This is a genomic window from Streptomyces sp. NPDC044061, assembly GCF_056434305.1.
Genome location: NZ_JBWKFL010000007.1, coordinates 220,837 through 234,658, shown reverse-complemented (window position 1 = coordinate 234,658; position 13,822 = coordinate 220,837). Strand labels below are relative to the sequence as shown.

The following is a 13,822-nucleotide window of genomic DNA, read 5'->3' as shown; positions in this document are numbered from 1 at the left end:
GCCTGTCACATCCCTGACACGCCGGGGGGCCCGCACCCCCACGGTTCGGGCCAGTGCGCCGGCCGGCCGCGCGGGACGGGTCTCCCCTGGTTCAAGGCCGAAGGGCGCGTCCGTGTTCCCGCCGGGGCGGGCTCCATGGCGCTCCGTGGTTGGCCGGATCCTTGCCGTAGTCGGACGCGGGCACGAGTCGGGTCCGCGGGGGTGCCGGGAACGCACGGAGGGGTGGGCAGCACCACGCGCCCTCGGGACGCACGGCGCTGCCCACCCCTCGGGCGGCGGTCCGGGACGGTCAGGTCATCCGGCCGCCCGGCTCTTGGCACCCTGCTGGGCGACCGGCGCCCACTTGTCGACCAGCCCCGGGTCGCGCTTCAGCCAGGCGCGGACGGCGTCCTGCTCCCTGCCCTTGCCGGACTGCTGGATCTGCGCCTCGAGGCCGGTGAGCTGCTTCTCGGTCATCGAGAAGTTCTTCAGCCAGCTGCCGACGCGGGGGTTGTCGGAGGCGAAGCCCTTGCGGGCGAGGGTGTGCACGCCGTCGCCCTCGCCCCAGGCGCCCTTGGGGTCCTTCAGCTTCTTCAGGTCGTAGTCGCTGTACGCCCAGTGCGGGGACCACAGGGTGACGACGACCGGCTGCTTCCTGGCGTAGTCGCGCTTGAGCTCGGCGAGCATCGCGGGCGTGGAGCCGTCGACGACGTCGTACGAGCCCTGGAGGCCGTACTTCTTGAGCACCTTGCTCTTCAGCATGCCCATCATGCCCGCGCTCGGCTCGATGCCGACGATCTTCCCGCCGAACTCGGAGGCGTGCTCCTTCAGATCCTGCAGCGAGTTCACGTCCTTGACATAGGAGGGGACGGTCAGCTCCAGGGAGGTGGGGCCGTACCACTTGCCGAGGTCGTCCAGCTGCTTGCCGTACTTCTTCCAGTACTCGGCGTGCGTGGTGGGCAGCCAGGAGTCGGTCTGGAAGTCGAGCTGCCCGGTGGCCAGGCCGGTGTAGAGGGGGCCGGCCGCGTACTGGGTCGTGGTCACCTTGAAGCCGCGCTCCTCCAGGAGTTCCTTCCACAGGAAGGTCGAGGCGATGCCCTCGTCCCAGGGGATGTAGCCGATCCTGATCTCCTTGCCCTTGCCGACGTCCGTGCCGGAGGCCTCGGAGGTGCCGGCCGGGGACCCGAAGACGTTCATCCCGCCCGCGACGAGCGCGAGGACGACCACGCCGACGACGGCGACGGCCGGGCGCGGGCGGTACGACCAGGCGGTCGTCCGTGCCTTGGCGGCGGCCCTGCGGCCCAGCGGGGAGAGCTGGGTGCCGAGGGCACTGGTCATGCGGTCCAGGTAGATGGCGAGGACGACGATGCCGACGCCCGCCTCGAAGCCGAAGCCGATGTCGAGTTGCCCGATGGCCTCGTTGACCGCCCCGCCGAGTCCCCCGGTGCCGACCATGCCGGCGATGACGACCATGGACAGGCCCAGCATGATCACCTGGTTGACGCCGGCCATGATGGTGGGCAGGGCCAGCGGCAGCTGCACCCGCCACAGGGTGTTGCGCGGGCTGGTGCCGAACGCCTCGGCGGCCTCGACCAGTTCGGCGTCGACCTGCCGGATGCCCAGCTCGGTCATGCGGACGCCGGGGGCGAGCGCGAAGATCAGGGTGGCGACGACACCGGCCGCCGTGCCGAGCCCGAAGAACAGGATGGCCGGGATCAGCAGGACCATCGAGGGCATCGTCTGGAGCAGGTCCAGGACGGGCCGTACGGCCGCGCTGACCGCCCGGGAGCGGGCGGCCCGGATGCCGAGCGGGATCGAGATCACCAGGGCGATGACGGTGGCGACGAGCACCAGGGCCAGGGTGGACATGGCCCGGTCCCACAGGTCGAGCGAGTCGACGAGGGCGAACCCGGCGAAGGCGAGGACGCCCGCGACCAGGCCGCGCAGCCACCAGGCGATCACCGCGAGGATGCCGGCCAGCAGCAGCGGCTGGGGCGCGGTGAGAACCGCGTCGATGCCGTCGTACATGCCCTCCACGACCGCGCGGATCGCGTCGAACAGCCAGGAGAGATGGGCGACCAGCCAGTCGACGCCGGAGTCGACCCAGTCGCCGAGGTGCAGCCTAGGCACGGGTGATCACCTTCCCGCCGTTTTCCCGGCACGCCGTGGGCGGGCCCTGCTCGTCGCCGAGGAAGCCGACGAGACGCTGCCGGGGTACGACGCCGACGAGCGCCCGGCCGGCGTCGAGCACGGCGACGGGGTGGCTGAGCCGGGCGCTGATCGCGCACAGCTCGGCGAAGGAGGTGTCCGGTGCGGCCGTCTCGCAGCCGCAGTCGGCCTCGTCGCCCCGGAGCTCGGTGTCCATCACGGCGGCGGCGGTGAGCACGCGGGAGCGGTCGACGTCCTGGATGAAGGAGGCGACGTAGTCGTTCCCGGGCCGCAGCAGGATGTCCTCGGCGGTGCCGGTCTGGACGATGCGGCCGTCGCGCATGACGGCGACGCGGTCGCCCAGGCGCATGGCCTCGTTGAGGTCGTGGGTGATGAAGACGATGGTCTTCTTCAGGGTCTTCTGCAGGTCCAGGAGCTGGTCCTGCATGTCGCGGCGGATCAGCGGGTCGAGCGCGCTGAAGGACTCGTCCATGAGGAGCAGGTCGGCGTCGGTGGCGAGGGCGCGGGCGAGGCCCACGCGCTGCTGCATGCCGCCGGACAGCTCGTCGGGCCAGGACGTCTCCCAGCCGGCCAGGCCGCACAGGGCGAGCGCCTCGTCGGCGCGGCGCTCGCGCTCGGCGCGGGGCACGCCCTGCACTTCCAGGCCGTAGGCGGCGTTGTCACGGACGCTGCGGTGCGGGAAGAGCGCGAAGTGCTGGAAGACCATGCTGATCTTCCTCGAGCGCAGCTCGCGCAGTTCGCGGTCGGTGAGCGCGGTCAGGTCCTGGCCGTCGAAGCGGACCTGGCCGGCGGTCGGCTCCAGCAGGCCGTTGAGCATGCGCAGCAGCGTCGACTTGCCGGAGCCCGACAGGCCCATGACGACGAAGATCTCACCGGCCCGGACCTCGAAGGAGGCGTCGATGACGGCGGCGGTGGTGCCGTCGGCCCGCAGCTCCTCCCGGTCGGCGCCCTGCCGCAGCCGCTCCACTGCCTGGTCCGGTCGTCTGCCGAACACCTTGAACAGGTGCTCGGCCTCAAGCCTGGATGACACGCGTGCCTCTCGTCTCGGGGACAGGAACAGGAGACGAAGAGTCGCCGGCACTTGAAAATGCAACCAGCCTCGCTCCGAGGCGGCGCCTCCCCAGGTCCGACCAGCGCAAACGCGCGAGTGGCAGGGCTCACGGCGATGCGCAGCACGCAACGCGTTCCGGTACGCCGGGCCACTGTCGGTGCGGTGCGGCATGATGCGGGCGTGACCGGACGACTCATGCTTCTCGACACCGCTTCGCTGTACTTCCGCGCCTACTTCGGCGTGCCGGACTCCGTGAGGGCGCCGGACGGCACGCCCGTGAACGCCGTGCGCGGGCTACTGGACTTCATCGACCGGCTGGTGAAGGACCACCGGCCGCAGCGGCTGGTGGCCTGCATGGACGCCGACTGGCGGCCCCAGTGGCGGGTGGACCTGATCCCGACCTACAAGGCCCACCGGGTCGCCGAGGAACACGAGGGCGCGCCGGACGAGGAGGAGGTGCCGGACACGCTCTCCCCGCAGGTGCCGGTCATCGAGGCGGTGCTGGACGCGGTCGGCATCGCCCGGGTCGGCGTCGAGGGGTACGAGGCCGACGATGTGATCGGCACGTTCACCGCGCGCGCCGGCGGACCGGTGGACATCGTCACCGGCGACCGCGACCTGTACCAGCTCGTCGACGACGAGCGGGAGATCCGGGTGCTGTACCCGCTCAAGGGCGTCGGCACGCTGCAGTTGACCGACGAGGCGGCGCTGCGTGAGAAGTATGGGGTCGACGGGCGGGGGTACGCGGATCTGGCGCTGCTGCGCGGCGACCCGAGCGACGGCCTGCCGGGCGTGGCCGGCATCGGCGAGAAGACGGCCGCCAAGCTGCTCGCCGAGTTCGGCGACCTGGCCGGGATCATGGCGGCGGTCGACGACCCGCGGGCGAAGCTCACGCCGTCGCAGCGCAAGCGGCTGACCGAGGCGCGGCCGTATGTCGCGGTCGCGCCGAAGGTGGTGCGGGTGGCCGACGACGTGCCGCTGCCGGAGGTGGACACCACGCTGCCGCATGTCCCGCGCGATCCGGCGGGACTCGATGCGCTGGCGGCCCGCTGGGGTCTGGGGGGCTCCCTGCAACGGCTGCTGACGACGCTCGAGGCCTGATCCTCATCGGAATATTCCGGCAAAGGGCGTTCATCGAGCCACCATGGACGACCCGGCAACTGAAGAGAGATGCTAACTTAGGTAAACCTAACCAATGCAGCAGGAGGCCGTGATGGCAGAGCGTCCGGGACGAAAGCCGCGCAAGCCCCATACCGCCCAGGTGGTGCGCACCGAGCGGTTGACCCCGCACATGCAGCGCGTGGTGCTCGGCGGTGAGGCTCTGGCCGGTTTCGCCGCGGACACCTGCACCGACCACTATGTGAAGCTGCTGTTCGGCCCCGAGGGCGTGACCTACCCGGAGCCCTTCGACCTGGAGAGGATCCGCGCGGAGTTCCCCCGCGAGCAGTGGCCGGTGACGCGAACGTACACGGTGCGCGCCTGGGATCCCGAACACCACGAGCTGACCCTGGACTTCGTGGTCCACGGCGACGAGGGTCTGGCCGGGCCGTGGGCCACCCGGGTGCGGCCCGGTGAGACCGTGCGTTTCATGGGCCCCGGTGGCGCCTACGCGCCCGACCCGAGCGCCGACTGGCATCTGCTCGCCGGCGACGAGAGCGCGCTGCCCGCGATCGCCCGCGCCCTGGAGACGCTGCCCGCCGGCACCCTGGCGCACGCCTTCGTGGAGGTTTCGGGGCCCGAGGAGGAGCAGAAGATCGACTCCGAGGTGGAGGTCGTCTGGCTGCACCGCGGGGACCGGCCGGTGGGCGAGGCCCTGGTGGAGGCCGTCCGCGGGCTTCGCTTCCCGCAGGGCCGGCCGCACGCGTTCGTGCACGGCGAGGCCGGCTTCGTGAAGGAGCTGCGCCGGCTGCTCCGGGTCGAGCTGGAGATCCCGCGCGAGGACCTGTCCATCTCCGGCTACTGGCGCCTCGGCCACAACGAGGACGGCTGGCAGGCCTCCAAGCGCGAGTGGAACGCCCGCATCGAGGCCGAACAGGAGAGCGGCGGCGCGGCGGCCGCTTGAGCGGACGAAGTCTGCGGCACCGTTCGGGTGCGCGGCGGCACTCCACCACGACCCCTGACAGTACGAAGGCCCCGACCGTGACGGTCGGGGCCTTCGGCGTTCGGGGCGGGCACAGCGCCGTGTCGAACACGGGCTGACGTGGCGCCGTCGGGGCGTGAGGACTTGGGCCCGAGCCGGACACGCCGGTGTGACGCGGGTGAAACAGGGCGTCCCTAATTTCTGTCGCCCGACAGGAACTCACTCCTCGCGCCCCTAGGCAGGTGCCGCCGTGACGACGACCGACGACCGCTCCCTGGAGGAGTTCGGCTACCGCCAGGAGCTGCACCGCAGCCTGGGCCGGTACGCCTCCTTCGCCGCCGGTTTCTCCTTCATCTCCGTCCTGACGACCGTCTTCCAGTTCTTCGCCTTCGGCTTCTCCTTCGGCGGAGCGGCCTTCTTCTGGGCCTGGCCCGCCGTCCTGGTCGGCCAGCTTCTGGTCGCCGCGTGCTTCGCCGAGCTGGCCGCGCGCTATCCCCTCTCCGGTGCGATCTACCAGTGGTCCTCGCGGCTGGCGACCCCCGCGTTCGGCTGGTTCGCCGGCTGGATCATGGTGATCGGGCAGATCGTGGTGGTCGCCGCGGCCGCGCTCGCCCTGCAGATGGTGCTGCCCGCGCTCTGGTCCGGCTTCCAGCTGATCGGCACCGACCCCTCCCCCACCTCCGCGGACGGCGCGGCCAACGCGGCGATGCTGGGCGTGCTGCTCCTCGCCCTGACCACCGCGGTGAACCTGGTGGACAACCGCGTGATGTCCGTGGTCAACCGGGTCGGTGTGACCGCCGAGATCATCGGCGCGGTCCTGATCGTGGTCCTCCTGCTGACCCACTCCCGGCGCTCCCCCGGTATCACCTTCCACACCACCGGCGGTGCCGGGAGCGGCCTGTTCGGCGCGCTGCTGATCGGCTCGTTCACGGCGGCCTACGTGATGATCGGCTTCGACAGCGCGGGCGAGATGAGCGAGGAGACGGTGAACCCCCGCCGGACCGCGCCCCGGACGATCCTCACCGCCCTCGGCGCGGCCGGCCTGCTGGGCGGTCTCGTCGTCCTCGGCGGGCTGCTCGCCGCGCCGAGGCTGACCGACGGGAAGCTCGCGGTGGACGGGCTGAGCTACGTCCTCACGAGCAGCCTGGGCGACGGGGTGGGCCGGGTGCTGCTGGCCGACGTGGTGGTGGCGATCGCCGTGGCCACGCTCGCGATCCAGACGGCGGCCTGCCGGATGCTGTTCTCCATGGCCCGCGACGGGCGGCTGCCCTTCGCCCGCCGCCTCGCCAGGGTCGGCCCGCGCACCGGCATGCCCGGCGCACCCGCCCTGGTGGTCGGCGCCCTCGCGGCCGCGCTGCTCCTGCTGAACTTCGCCTCGCCGGAGGCGTTCCTGGCGATCGGCACGACGTGCATCGCGATGCTGTACCTGGCGTACGCGATGGTGACCGGCCCGCTGCTGGTCCGCCGCCTGCGCGGACGGTTCTCCTCGACAGGCACGGACGAGACGGGCGCACCGCTGTTCTCCCTCGGCCGCTGGGGCGTCCCGGTCAACGCCCTGGCCCTCCTGTACGGCCTGGCGATGACCGTGAACCTGGCCTGGCCGCGCGCTGCGGTGTACGACCCGGCGGGCGGGCACTGGTACTTCCAGTGGTTCACGGTGCTGTTTTTGCTGGTCACGCTGCTGCTCGGCGTCCTGTACCGGGCCGTGCGGGCACAGCGGGTGCGGATGGGGGTGGGCGGAGCCGGGGTGGCGGTGTCCGCGGAGTCGGCCTGATGCCGGCCCGCGGGCCCGTTCTCGGGCGCCCGTACCCTTGACCTGATGAGACGCCGTACCCCGCCCCCGCCCGCCCCGCTTCCGCAGCGCGACGGTGTCGACCCGGTGCGGGTGCGGCTGCCGTTCGGCGGGGTGTGGGGGACCGTCCGGGAGCATCTGGTGGAGCGGCTGACAGGTGCCGGGCCCGGCATGGTCGAGGCGATGTTCGGCGCGGGGCTGGTCGTCGGGGCCGACGGGCGGTCGGTGGCGCCGGACGCGCCGTACGAGCCGGGGATGTTCGTGTGGTTCCACCGCGAGCTGCCCGCGGAGGTGCCGGTGCCGTTCCCGGTGGAGGTCGTCCACCGGGACGCGCACATCGTCGTGGCCGACAAGCCGCACTTCCTCGCCACGACGCCGCGCGGCACGCATGTCGCCCAGACCGCGCTGGCCCGGCTGCGGCACGAGCTGGGCATCCCCACGCTGACCGCGGCGCACCGGCTGGACCGCCTCACCGCCGGGCTCGTGCTGTTCACGGTGCGGCCCGAGGAGCGCGGCGCGTACCAGACGCTGTTCCGGGACCGCCTGGTGCACAAGGAGTACGAGGCCGTCGCGCCGTACGATCCCTCGCTCGCCCTGCCGTGCACCGTGCGCAGCCGGATCGTCAAGGAGCGCGGGATCCCGGCCGCCCGGGAGGTAGAGGGCGAGCCGAACGCGGTGACGCGGGTGGAGCTGGCGGAGCACCGGGACGGGCTGGGCCGGTACCGGCTGACCCCCGAGACCGGTCAGACCCACCAACTGCGGGTCCACCTGAACACCTTGGGCGTACCCATCCTCGACGACCCGCTCTACCCCGAGGTGACCGCCCCCGTACCGGCCGGCGACTTCCGACACCCGCTGCAACTGCTCGCCCGCACACTGGAGTTCACCGATCCGGTCACCGGGGCAGAGCACAGGTTCACCAGCAACCGGACCCTGCGGGCCTGGACGCCCCCGCAGAACTGAACCACCCGGGAGCCGTGGCCCCGGGCCGGGACCCGAGTGGTGACCACGCGCCCCACCGAGAACAACGGCCCGCCCGCCCCGCACCCGTGAACGCCCGTCCGCCCGGGAGCCCCGAGCACCAGACAGCACCGGCCCTGACCAATCGGACCCGGCGCCAGCCCCAACCACGCGTCCGATCGGCGGCCATGGTCCCAAGGCCCCGGCGTCGGCCGGGAACACGCTTCCGGCCTCAGCCGCCCCACCCCCACCCGTGAGCGCGAGGCCGGGCGGCAACCGTGACCTCGAGGCCCATCGCACGCCGCGAGCGCCAGGCAGCGCCGGCCGTGACCACCGAGCCCCGCCTCACCCGTGCACGTGCCGCCAGTCGGCACCCGAGACGCCGAGGCCCGCTGTCAGCCTCGGGGGCCCGAACTATGCCCCCCGGACCCGGGCCGGCCCCGACCACGCGGCCAATCGGCATCCATGATCCCAAGGCTCGGCGCCGACCGAGAGCACGCGTCCGGCCTCAGCCGCGACCGCGAAACCCCACCCCCACCCGAAGGCGCGCGGCCCGGCGGCCGCCATGCCCCCGAAGCCCGTCGCATGCCGTTAGCGCCAGACAGCAACGGCCGCGACCACCGAGCCCGGCATGAGCACCGCTCCGATCGACAGCCAAGGCCGCGAAGCCCACCGCACCCCACGAACACCAGACAACACCAACCGCGACCACCTGCCCCGGCATGAGCACCCCTCCGGTCAACAGCCATGGCCACGAAGCCACCGCACCCCACGAACACCAGACAGCACCAACCGCGACCACCCGCCCCGGCATGAGCACCCCTCCGGTCAACAGCCATGGCCGCGAAGCCCGGCGGCAGTCGTGGGCGCGTCCGGCCCGCCGCCGCGAGCCCGGAACCCGGCGACAGCCGTGGGCGCGTCCGGCCCGCCGCCGGGCGAGGGCTCAGTCCCCCCGCCACCAGCGCAGCAGGCGGCGCCACAGGCCCCCGGGGCGGGAGGGTTCCGGGGTCGCCGGTGTGGGCTGGGTCGGGGGCGTCGGCTGGGGGGCCGGGGTGGCGGGCGGGTCCGTGTGGAGGGTGCCGGCCTGCCAGGTGGAGCGCTGTGACGGGATGTGCGAGGGGCTGGGTGGGAGGCCCACGTCCTGCTGGGGCTTGGGTTCGAAGCGGACCGGCAGGGCCACCAGGTGCCGGGAGGCGATGGACGACCGCCAGCGCAGGTCCTCCTCGGGACAGTCCAGCCGGATGTCCGACAGCCGCGTCAGCAGGGCGTCCACGCCGACGTCGGCGATGGCGCGGCCGATGTCCTGCCCGGGGCACTCGTGCGGGCCGCCGCCGAAGGCGAGGTGGGAGCGGTTGCCCTGCATGTTGGCGGACAGGTCGGGGCGGATCCGCGGGTCCACGTTGCCCGGGGCGGGCGCGAACAGCAGCCCGTCGCCCTTGCGGATGCGCTGGCCGCCCAACTCCGTGTCCTGCTTGGCGAAGTAGCCGAGGACGGTACTGAACGGCGGCTCGTCCCACAGCGACTGCTCGATCGCCTCCGGCACGGTCATCTGGCCGCCGTTGAGCTGGGCGCGGAAGCCCGGCTCGGTGAGCACCATGCGCAGCGCGTTGGCGAGCAGGTTGGCGGTGGCCTCGTAGGCCGCGAAGAGGACGAGGCGCAGGTGTTCGCGGACCTCGTCGTCGGTCAGGCCGACGGGGTGGGTGATGAGGTGGCTGGTGAAGTCGTCGTCGGGCCGGGCGCGGCGGCGGGTGGTGAGCCGGCTCAGCGCCTCCATGACGTAGGCATGGCTCTGGATGGCGGTCTCGGTGCCCTTGAGCGCGTCGCGGGCGGCCTGCACCATCCGGTCGTTGTACTCCTCGGGCATGCCGAGGATCTCGCACATGACCGCCATCGGCAGGTGCTCGGCGAACTGGGAGACCAGGTCGGCCCGGCCCCGCTCGCAGAAGGCGTTGACCAGCCCCTGGGTGTGGCGGCCGATGTGGCGGCGCATGCTGCGGTGGTCGATGGTCGACATGGCGCCGGTGACCGCGGCGCGCAGCCGCTGGTGCTCGTCGCCCTCGGCGTGCGAGCAGATGGGCTGCCAGGCGATGTGCGGCATGAGCGGATGCTCGGGCTTGACCATGTCCTCCTGCAGCGGGGTCCAGATCCGGCTGTCGCGGCAGAACTGGGAGGGGCTGCGCACCAGGTGGAGGTTCTCGGCATGTCCGAGGACCACCCACATCGGAACGTCGTCGTGGAGCAGCACGGGCGCGACCGGTCCGTGCTCCTCCCGCAGGCGCTCGTAGAGGTCGTCCAGGTCCGCCGCGTCGGGGCCGTAGAGCCGGTGCAGTCCTCCGGGGCCGAGGCCGTGCGCCGGACAGCCCGGCGGCGGGCCGGAGACGGGGTCTGTACCGGTCAGGGATTGGGGTTCAGGCGTCACAGTCTTCGCTCCGGAACGGAAGGTGTGGGGGTCGGGCGGATGCGGGTCGGATGAGGGCGCATGCGGGTCAGGTGAGGGCGCCGGACAGGGCCAGCGAGTGCAGGAAGCGCATCAGGGTCATCAGCACGTCCTTGCTGGAGGCGCGGCGGCGCACGTCGCACTCGATGATCGGGATGCCCGGGGCCAGGTCCAGCGCGGTGCGCAGTTCCTCGATCGGGTAACGGGGCGCGTCCGGGAAGGAGTTGACGGCGACGACGAAGGGCACGCCGCGCTCCTCCAGCCGGCCCATGACGTCGAAGCTGACTTCCAGGCGCCGGGTGTCGACCAGGACGACCGCGCCGAGGGCTCCTTCGAACAGGCCGTTCCACAGGAACCAGAAGCGCTCCTGGCCGGGGGTGCCGAAGAGGTAGAGCACCAGCTGGTCGGTGATGCTGATGCGGCCGAAGTCCATGGCCACGGTGGTGGCCGTCTTGGAGTCGGAGCCGTAGTTGTCGTCGACGCCGATGCCGGCCTGAGTCATGGTCTCCTCGGTGGTCAGCGGTCTGATCTCGCTGACGGAACCGACCATGGTGGTCTTGCCGACGCCGAAGCCGCCCACGATCACGAGCTTCACGGCGGCCTGGGCCGTGTGCGGGAGATGGTCCTCGGTGCGTGGGCCGGGGACCGCCTCAGAGCCGTTGAAGTCCATGCATCACCGCTTCGAGGAGTGAACGGTCGGGGAGCGCCTGGCGGACGATCGGGGCGCGCGCCTGCACCAGTTCGGTCGTGATCAGCTCGGTGATCAGGACGGTCATCGCGCTGAACGGCAGGTTGAGGTAGGCCGAGAGCTCGGCCACGGACAGGGGGGCGGAGCACAGCCGGAGCACTGCCGCCTCCTCCGGTGTGGCGGACGGCGGCGGCGCGGAGCGCGCCACGATCAGGGTGACCAGGTCGAGTTCGGCCCGGCCGCCGTCGGCGGTGCCAGCGATCGTGTAGAGCCGTTCGGGGTTCCTGGGTGTCTCCTCGCCCGCCGCCGGTTCGGGGGGCGGCGGGGGCGGGGGCGGCAGTCGCCGAGGCTGGCGCCGTTTGCGTTTCGGAGGAGTCATACGGTCTGCCCGTTCCGCCGGGGCGGGCTGGTGAGATGGGCGCCGATCCGGACGACGAGGTCGCGCATCATGCCGCTCATCCGGCCCGGCTCGCAGGTCACGTCGGCGAGCACGGCGAGGAAGGCGTTGGCGCCGGCGTTCATGAGGTAGAAGTAGCCGCCCTCGATCTCGATGACGACGACCTTCATCTCGCCTGCGCCGGGGATCTCCTGGATGATGGCGCCGGCCAGGCTCTGCACACCCGCGCAGGCCGCGGCCACCCGGTCGGCGGCGTCGGGGTCGCCGCCGTAGCGGGCGATGCGCAGTCCGTCCGCGGACAGGACCACGATCATCTCGATGCCCGGAACGCCGTCGTTCAGCTGCTTGAGCATCCAGTCCAGGTTCGCTCGCTGCTGGATCACTTGAGGTTCCCCTCGTCGTCGGCCTCGGTGGCGCCCTCGGCGGAGTCGTCCGAATCGTTGAGCAGATGGAGGTACTTGGTGGGGTTGAGCGTGAAGTCGGTCAGTTCGGGCGCGGTGGCGTCCTCGGGCATGCCCTTGCGCAGGCCGTCCCAGAAGGCCTCCATCCACATGCCCGGCGGCCGGTCCATGAGCTTCTTGCGCTCGGGGTCGATCTCCGGCTCGGGTTCCGGCTCCGTCCTGGTCTGGGACCAGATGGTCGGCCGGCCCTCGCGCTCGGCGCGCTCGATGGCGGCCTGCTCGGCGAACCGCTGGCTGAGCGGGGTCTTCACCCGGCTGCGGCGCTGCGGCAGCCCGCCCGCCGTCCACTCGGTGACCTCGGGGACGTCGTCCTCCATGGAGATCCCGGCGGGGATGCGCGGGCTGGTGGGGCGGCGCATCTTGGGCGGCCGCTTCGGCCCTTCCACGGCGCCGAGTTCGGGCTGCGGCGCGCCGGTGGCGCCGATGCCGTGGGCGGCTCCGACACCGGGCTCGGTGGTGGTCATGACGCGCGGTACGACGAGGATCGCGCGGACACCGCCGTAGGCGGAGGCGCGCAGCGAGACCTGCATGCCGAAGGCCTTGCAGAGCCGGCCGACGACGGCGAGACCGAGGCGCGGGTTCGAGCCCAGGTTCTCCGCGTCGTCGCCCGCCATGGCGTCCGTGATCGCCTTCTCGATGCGGGCGCGGGACTCCTCGCTGAGGCTGACGCCGGCGTCCTCGATCTCGATGACGAGGCCGGTCTGCACCTCGGCGGCGGTGACGTGCACCTTCGTCGAGGGCGGCGAGTAGCGGGTGGCGTTGTCGAACAGTTCGGCGGCCGCGTGGATGATCGGCTCGACGGAGGTGCCCTTGATGTTGATGTTGACGATGGAGTTCAGCTCGATGCGCCGGTACTCCAGGATCCGGGACATGGCGCCGCGCAGCACGCTGTAGAGCGACACGGGCAGGGGCCACTGACGGCCGGGGCGGCCGCCGCCGAGCACGGAGATGGAGTCCGCGAGGCGGCCGATCAGCGCGGTGCCGTGGTCGATGCGCAGCAGGTCGTCGAAGACCTCGGGGTTGCGGCCGTGGTCCTCCTCCATCTCGCGCAGTTCGTTGGCCTGCTGATGGACGATGGCCTGGACGCGGCGGGCGATGCTGACGAAGGAGCGCTCGGTGGCGTCGCGCATCGAGATCTCGTGGTCGGCGCCGCGCAGCGCTTGGTACAGCAGGGTGCGCCGAGACTCGGGCATGTGGCGCAGTTCGGGGTCGAGGTCGACGACCTTGCGCATCACCTCCCTGAGCGATTCTCCGGCGCGCAGCCGGTGCAGCCCGGTGGACAGCACCTCGGTGCCGAGGCGCATGATCTCCGCGTCGTGGGTGGCGAGGCGGTGTTCCAGATACGCGGTGTGACGGGTGTGCTCGGCCTGGGCCTCCCGGAGCCTGCGTCCGCGGCGGGCGGCTTCGGCGGCCGTGGCGAGGACGAGCAGGAGGGCGACGGCCCCGCATCCGCCGACGGCGGTCCGAGCCGAGGCCGGCGTCAGGGCGACGGCGGCCCCGGTCGCCGCGGCCATCAGAATGGCCGGCAGCAACAGCACGCGCGCATACGGACGTTCACGGCCACCGGGCGGCTTTCGAACACTCACCATGGATGCCTTCTGAGACGAGTCGGCTGGGTGTCGGGAGAGCATGTGGGGGGAAGGTTCATGGACTGACGGGATCTACGGGAAGTTTGGGAACAGGCGCACGAATTCACCTCAACCCGGTGCGCCGCGGGCGAGCTTAGTCCGACCGGATCATCGCTGTGTCATATTCGGCGAGCACCTGAAATCACCCGCGCGACAGGAGTACCCTCGCTCCATTTGTAC

At 71.9% G+C, this 13,822-nt stretch carries 11 protein-coding genes; 4 read left to right on the top strand and 7 right to left on the bottom strand.

Features of this window, described 5'->3' with window-relative positions:
* Positions 1-294: 294 nt before the first annotated feature.
* Complete coding sequence (locus AC07CM_RS14110; protein WP_478876638.1) at positions 295-2,109, bottom strand: ABC transporter permease/substrate binding protein; 1,815 nt, start codon at positions 2,107-2,109, stop codon at positions 295-297.
* Positions 2,102-3,178, bottom strand: coding sequence for a quaternary amine ABC transporter ATP-binding protein (locus tag AC07CM_RS14105; protein ID WP_478876637.1), 1,077 nt, complete (start codon positions 3,176-3,178; stop codon positions 2,102-2,104). Before AC07CM_RS14105 ends, AC07CM_RS14110 begins: the two co-directional genes overlap by 8 nt.
* A 201-nt stretch (positions 3,179-3,379) precedes the next feature.
* On the opposite strand from AC07CM_RS14105, the gene AC07CM_RS14100 reads away from it, so the two are divergent.
* From AC07CM_RS14100 to AC07CM_RS14085, 4 genes are all read left to right on the top strand, one after another.
* Positions 3,380-4,300: a 5'-3' exonuclease gene (locus AC07CM_RS14100; RefSeq protein WP_478876636.1), complete on the top strand. Its 921-nt coding sequence runs from the start codon at positions 3,380-3,382 to the stop codon at positions 4,298-4,300.
* A gap of 112 nt (positions 4,301-4,412) precedes the next feature.
* Positions 4,413-5,261, top strand: a complete 849-nt coding sequence (locus AC07CM_RS14095; RefSeq protein ID WP_478876635.1) for a siderophore-interacting protein — start codon at positions 4,413-4,415, stop codon at positions 5,259-5,261.
* Positions 5,262-5,529: 268 nt separating this feature from the next.
* On the top strand, positions 5,530-7,053 hold the full coding sequence (locus AC07CM_RS14090; protein WP_478876634.1) for an amino acid permease: 1,524 nt from the start codon (positions 5,530-5,532) through the stop codon (positions 7,051-7,053).
* Positions 7,054-7,098: 45 nt separating this feature from the next.
* Positions 7,099-8,034, top strand: coding sequence for an RluA family pseudouridine synthase (locus tag AC07CM_RS14085; protein ID WP_478876633.1), 936 nt, complete (start codon positions 7,099-7,101; stop codon positions 8,032-8,034).
* 940 nt (positions 8,035-8,974) lie between these two features.
* Here the strand turns inward: AC07CM_RS14085 and AC07CM_RS14080 are convergent.
* The 5 genes from AC07CM_RS14080 to AC07CM_RS14060 form a co-directional block, all read right to left on the bottom strand.
* Complete coding sequence (locus AC07CM_RS14080) at positions 8,975-10,450, bottom strand: cytochrome P450 (protein ID WP_478876632.1); 1,476 nt, start codon at positions 10,448-10,450, stop codon at positions 8,975-8,977.
* Positions 10,451-10,517: 67 nt separating this feature from the next.
* Positions 10,518-11,138: a GTP-binding protein gene (locus AC07CM_RS14075; protein WP_478876631.1), complete on the bottom strand. Its 621-nt coding sequence runs from the start codon at positions 11,136-11,138 to the stop codon at positions 10,518-10,520.
* A complete protein-coding gene (locus AC07CM_RS14070; RefSeq protein WP_478876630.1) occupies positions 11,119-11,535 on the bottom strand; it encodes a DUF742 domain-containing protein in 417 nt (138 codons plus the stop codon). The genes AC07CM_RS14075 and AC07CM_RS14070 overlap by 20 nt, the downstream gene beginning before the upstream one ends.
* Positions 11,532-11,936, bottom strand: a complete 405-nt coding sequence (locus AC07CM_RS14065; RefSeq protein WP_478876629.1) for a roadblock/LC7 domain-containing protein — start codon at positions 11,934-11,936, stop codon at positions 11,532-11,534. Before AC07CM_RS14065 ends, AC07CM_RS14070 begins: the two co-directional genes overlap by 4 nt.
* Positions 11,933-13,603, bottom strand: a complete 1,671-nt coding sequence (locus tag AC07CM_RS14060) for a sensor histidine kinase (RefSeq protein ID WP_478876628.1) — start codon at positions 13,601-13,603, stop codon at positions 11,933-11,935. The genes AC07CM_RS14065 and AC07CM_RS14060 overlap by 4 nt, the downstream gene beginning before the upstream one ends.
* Positions 13,604-13,822: the final 219 nt, after the last annotated feature.